The sequence below is a fragment of the Desulfosporosinus cupriresistens genome, from assembly GCF_001707885.1.
Taxonomy (GTDB): domain Bacteria; phylum Bacillota; class Desulfitobacteriia; order Desulfitobacteriales; family Desulfitobacteriaceae; genus Desulfosporosinus.
The window spans coordinates 1-4,754 of record NZ_MASS01000106.1 but is presented as its reverse complement, the minus strand read 5'-3'; the positions used below and the strand labels follow the sequence as shown (position 1 = coordinate 4,754).

Below are 4,754 nucleotides of genomic sequence, written 5' to 3'. Positions count from 1 at the left end.
TAGGAGGGTGAAAGCAGAAGGTAGAAGCAGAAGTGTAGAAAGAAAACAATAGCATCTTAATTTCCCTATAAAGAAGGAGGAGAAAGAATGAGACTATTTAGTAAAGGCTTCACCCTTGGTATGATCGCTTTATTAAGTGCTTCACTGGTTGCCGGGTGTGGAACAACAAATAGTGGATCGAGTGATTCGAGTGCACCCATTAAAGTGGGTGGTAATTTAGAATTAAGCGGTGGAACAGCAATGTTTGGTCAAGCGGCTCAGAATTCCATTAATTTAGCATTTGAGCAGCAAAATGCTAAAGGTGGAGTCCTAGGCAGAAAACTAGAACTAGTTGCAGCAGACAATAAGTCAGATGCTGGGGAATCAACTTCTGCGGTTACAAAGCTAGTCACTCAGGATAAAGTCGTTGCAGTTATCGGATCAATGACAAGTTCTGTTACACTGGCAGCGGTACCTGTCGTGACAGATAATAAGATACCTATGATATCTCCAAGTGGTACAAATGCAAAGTTAACAGTAGATCCAGCTAATGGTGAAGTACGCCCCTGGATTTTTAGAGCGTGCTTTATTGACCCTTTCCAAGGACAAGTAGGTGCTAACTTTGCTTTAACGGATTTAAAAGCTAAAACTGCAGCCGTAATTATTGACCAAAAAAGCGATTATTCAAAAGGGTTAGCAGAAGCCTTTGTAACTAATTTTACAAAAGGAAATGGTACAATTAGCATTACTGAGCAATATGTCGGTGGAAGTGATAAGGATTTCCGTTCTATCTTAACAAATATTAAAGCAAAAAATCCGGATGTGGTATGGTTACCTGGTTATTATGGTGAAGTGGGTCTTATTGTTAAGCAAGCTCGTGAGTTGGGTATGAAGATGCCATTTATGGGTGGAGATGGCTGGGATGACCCACAACTATTCAATATCGGTGGAAAAGAAGCGATGAACAATACCTTCTATTGCGATCATGTGGCAACAGATGATCCTGCGATGGCCACGTTTGTTAGCGAATATAAAGCCAAATTCAATAGCGTACCGAATGCTATGGGCGCCTTAGGTTATGATGCAGCAAATCTTTTAATTAAAGCTATTGAAAATGCTCAAAGCACTGATCCAGAAAAATTGCGTACTGCCTTAGAGACGATGAAAGGGTTTCAAGGTGTAGGTGGAGAAATCACAATTGATTCTAAAACTCATAACCCACAGAAGAGCGCCGTAATCAAAGCAAATAAAGACGGTAAACCAACGTTCTTGAAACGTGTTGCTCCTCAGTGATAAATAAATAGTACTTTAGGCATATATAGTTGGTATAACGGTCATCCTGAACAGAGAGAGGGCGGGGACAGAATCACCCTCTCTCTTCTATTGGAAAGGTTTAGCAGAATAGGGAGTGAGTTTATGGGAAGTAGTATTACACAACAAATATTTCAACAAATAGTCAATGGATTGTCCTTAGGAAGTATCTATGCGCTCATTGCCTTGGGTTATACGATGGTCTACGGTATAATTAAGCTGATCAATTTCGCGCATGGAGACATTATGATGGTGGGAGCCTATGCTGGTTGGTATGCCATAACAGTCTTACATTTATCATTTCTACCCGCGTTGCTTTTTGCGATGGTCGCTTGTGCTTTGTTAGGTGTTATAATCGAACGGATTGCTTATAAACCTTTGCGAAACGCTTCTCGTATTGCAGCTTTAATTACAGCGATCGGAGTATCGCTATTTTTAGAGTATGGGGGTATGTTATTGGTAACGGCTCAAGTGCGTACTTATCCCCCGGTCTTTCCAGAAACGATGTATTCATTTCATGGTGTTATCTTCAAATATGGAGATATAGTAATGCTTCTGACCTCTACTATACTTATGGTGCTCTTGCATATAACCGTACAATACACCAAAATGGGTAAAGCAATGCGTGCAGTATCCTTCGACAAAGATGCTGCCCTACTGATGGGAATAAATACAAATAATATAATATCATTCACCTTTGCTATTGGTTCAGCTCTTGCAGCGGCTGCTGGAGTATTGATGGGTGTCTACTTTAATACCATCGACCCGTTAATGGGAATTATTCCAGGTTTGAAGGCGTTTGTTGCGGCAGTATTAGGGGGAATTGGGATTATACCTGGTGCAATGGTGGGAGGTTTGATGTTAGGTTTGATCGAATCGATTGTAAGCGGCTTAGGAGCTTCAACTTGGCGGGATGCTGTTGCCTTTCTTATCTTGATTCTCGTGCTTATTGTTAAACCAAGTGGTCTTTTTGGTAAAAATGTACGTGAGAAAGTGTAGGTGAGAAAAATGCGCAACTTGTTTAACCGCCAAAATTTAGTAGCTCTTTTGGGGATTGTACTGTTATATGGAGTTATCCAAGGATTGATCGTATTGGATATTATGCCTCCGTTTTATAAATTAACATTAATACTCATATGTATTTATATTATTCTCTCTACCAGTCTGAATTTAATTAATGGTATTACAGGACAATTTTCCATTGGTCATGCAGGTTTTATGGCCGTAGGCGCTTATATTTCTGCGATTGTTACGACTATTCATCATGGCCCCTTATTATTAGGACTTCTGGCGGGAGCAATTGCCGCTGCGTTAGCTGGTCTGGTGGTTGGATTACCTACATTGCGTCTTAACGGAGATTATCTGGCTATTGCAACGTTGGGATTTGGAGAAATTGTACGAATTGTGTTTTTGAATACAGAGTATGTCGGTGGAGCAGCAGGGTTCACCCTATCGAGTAAAATTACATGGACGTGGGCTTTTGCTTTGATGGTATTAAGTGTAATTCTGATGAAAAATTTTGTTTCCTCAACGCATGGTAGAGCGTGTATATCTATCCGCGAAAATGAGATTGCCGCAGAATCCATGGGAGTGAATACAACAAAATACAAAGTGATTGCATTTACAATGGGTGCCTTTTTTGCCGGGTTAGCTGGCGGAATTTACGCCAATTATATGTACATCATTCAACCTATGACATTCTCCTTTTTAAAGTCCTTTGACATTTTAGTTATGGTTGTGCTTGGTGGCCTTGGGAGTATGACTGGTGGTATTGTAGGTGCAATTGTCATGACCTTGGTTTCAGCGCTCTTAGCCAGTGTTCCAGAATGGCGTTTGGTAATTACAGCGGTTTTATTGATCGCGATGATGCTCTTTAGACCCACCGGGATATTGGGAACGAAAGAATTTAGCTTAAGTTTCTTGGGAAAGAAGGGTGATAAAAATGCCACTTCTAAAAATTGATAATCTTTCTAAGTCTTTTGGTGGTTTAAAAGCGGTTTCCAATTTAAATATCGAAATTAATGAAGGTGAACTGATAGGTCTGATTGGGCCAAATGGAGCTGGTAAAACTACCGTATTTAATTTACTTACGGGAGTTTATGATAAAACTGAAGGTAAAATAACATTTCAGGACAAAGAAGTGAGTGGGCTTAAACCCTACCAAGTTACCCATAGGGGGATGGCGCGAACATTTCAAAATATTCGTTTGTTTAGTGATTTGAGTGTCATAGAAAACGTAAAAATCGCATATCATCAACGGTCATCTTACAGCTTAGCAAGCGCACTTCTTCGCCTTCCAAAGTATTATTTAGGGGAAGAGGAAATGCAACGTAAAGCTATGAATTTATTAAAGATCTTTAATCTTGATGATAAAGCAGAAGAGACTGCCAAAAATCTCCCATATGGGGAACAACGTCGTTTAGAAATTGCCCGTGCTCTGGGAACGGAACCAAAACTTTTGTTGCTGGATGAGCCGGCTGCCGGTATGAACCCTCAAGAAACACACGACTTGATGAATCTTATTCGTTGGATTAGAGAGGAGTTCAAGCTAACGATTCTCTTAATCGAACACGACATGTCCTTAGTAATGGGTGTCTGTGAACGAATCTATGTTTTGGATTATGGAATGATCATAGCACAAGGTGTACCAGACGAAATCAAGAGCAATCCTAAAGTAATTGAAGCTTATTTAGGGGAGGAGGTTGTCTGATGCTTGTACTAGAAGATGTTAACGTATACTACGGTGCAATTCATGCCTTAAAAGGGATCTCCTTCGAGGTAAACCAAGGGGAAATTGTCACTCTTATTGGCTCAAATGGTGCAGGGAAAAGCACAAGTCTTAAGACAATTTCTGGATTATTACGCCCAAAAACGGGTAAGATTACGTTTAACGGTGAGAATTTAGCAAGTATTGCTCCACAATTAATCGTGTCCAAAGGGATATCGCAGGTTCCTGAAGGGCGGCATGTGTTTGCTAATATGACAGTAATCGAAAACTTGGAACTTGGAGCCTATTTACGCAAGGACAAAGCAGGAGTCAAGCAAGACATGCAACGCGTTTATGGGCTGTTTCCCCGTCTTTTAGAACGTAATACTCAAATTTCCGGTACTTTGTCCGGTGGAGAACAGCAAATGCTGGCCATGGGGAGAGCCCTAATGTCTAAACCTCAACTTCTCCTCCTAGATGAGCCTTCAATGGGTTTGGCACCTATCTTGGTCAAACAGATTTTTTCGATTATCAAAGAAATCAATGAGGGTGGAACGACAGTTTTGCTTGTAGAGCAGAATGCTCATATGGCCCTCTCTATTGCTAATCGAGCCTATGTGCTTGAGACAGGAAAGATTGTACTTTCAGGAGATTCCAAACAATTAGCAGCAAGTGAAGAAATCCGTAAGGCCTATCTTGGGGGATAAGATCCCCCCCTAAGGTCCCGCCCCTAAAAGGGCAAGAGGTCCGCAGACCA

General features: G+C 40.9%; 5 protein-coding genes. All 5 read left to right on the top strand.

What is annotated here, in order from left to right; translation table 11 throughout:
* The first annotated feature begins 87 nt into the window (after positions 1 to 87).
* On the top strand, positions 88 to 1,272 hold the full coding sequence (locus DSBG_RS21180) for an ABC transporter substrate-binding protein (RefSeq protein ID WP_068966942.1): 1,185 nt from the start codon (positions 88 to 90) through the stop codon (positions 1,270 to 1,272).
* Positions 1,273 to 1,395: 123 nt separating this feature from the next.
* Positions 1,396 to 2,289 carry a branched-chain amino acid ABC transporter permease gene (locus DSBG_RS21175; protein ID WP_068966940.1) on the top strand — a complete coding sequence of 298 codons (894 nt, stop codon included), beginning with the start codon at positions 1,396 to 1,398 and terminating at the stop codon, positions 2,287 to 2,289.
* A gap of 9 nt (positions 2,290 to 2,298) precedes the next feature.
* A complete protein-coding gene (locus DSBG_RS21170) occupies positions 2,299 to 3,252 on the top strand; it encodes a branched-chain amino acid ABC transporter permease (RefSeq protein ID WP_068966938.1) in 954 nt (317 codons plus the stop codon).
* Complete coding sequence (locus DSBG_RS21165) at positions 3,233 to 4,000, top strand: ABC transporter ATP-binding protein (RefSeq protein ID WP_068966936.1); 768 nt, start codon at positions 3,233 to 3,235, stop codon at positions 3,998 to 4,000. Before DSBG_RS21170 ends, DSBG_RS21165 begins: the two co-directional genes overlap by 20 nt.
* Entirely contained in the window at positions 4,000 to 4,704 is a 705-nt protein-coding gene (locus DSBG_RS21160; protein WP_009619696.1) for an ABC transporter ATP-binding protein, read from the top strand. The genes DSBG_RS21165 and DSBG_RS21160 overlap by 1 nt, the downstream gene beginning before the upstream one ends.
* Positions 4,705 to 4,754: the final 50 nt, after the last annotated feature.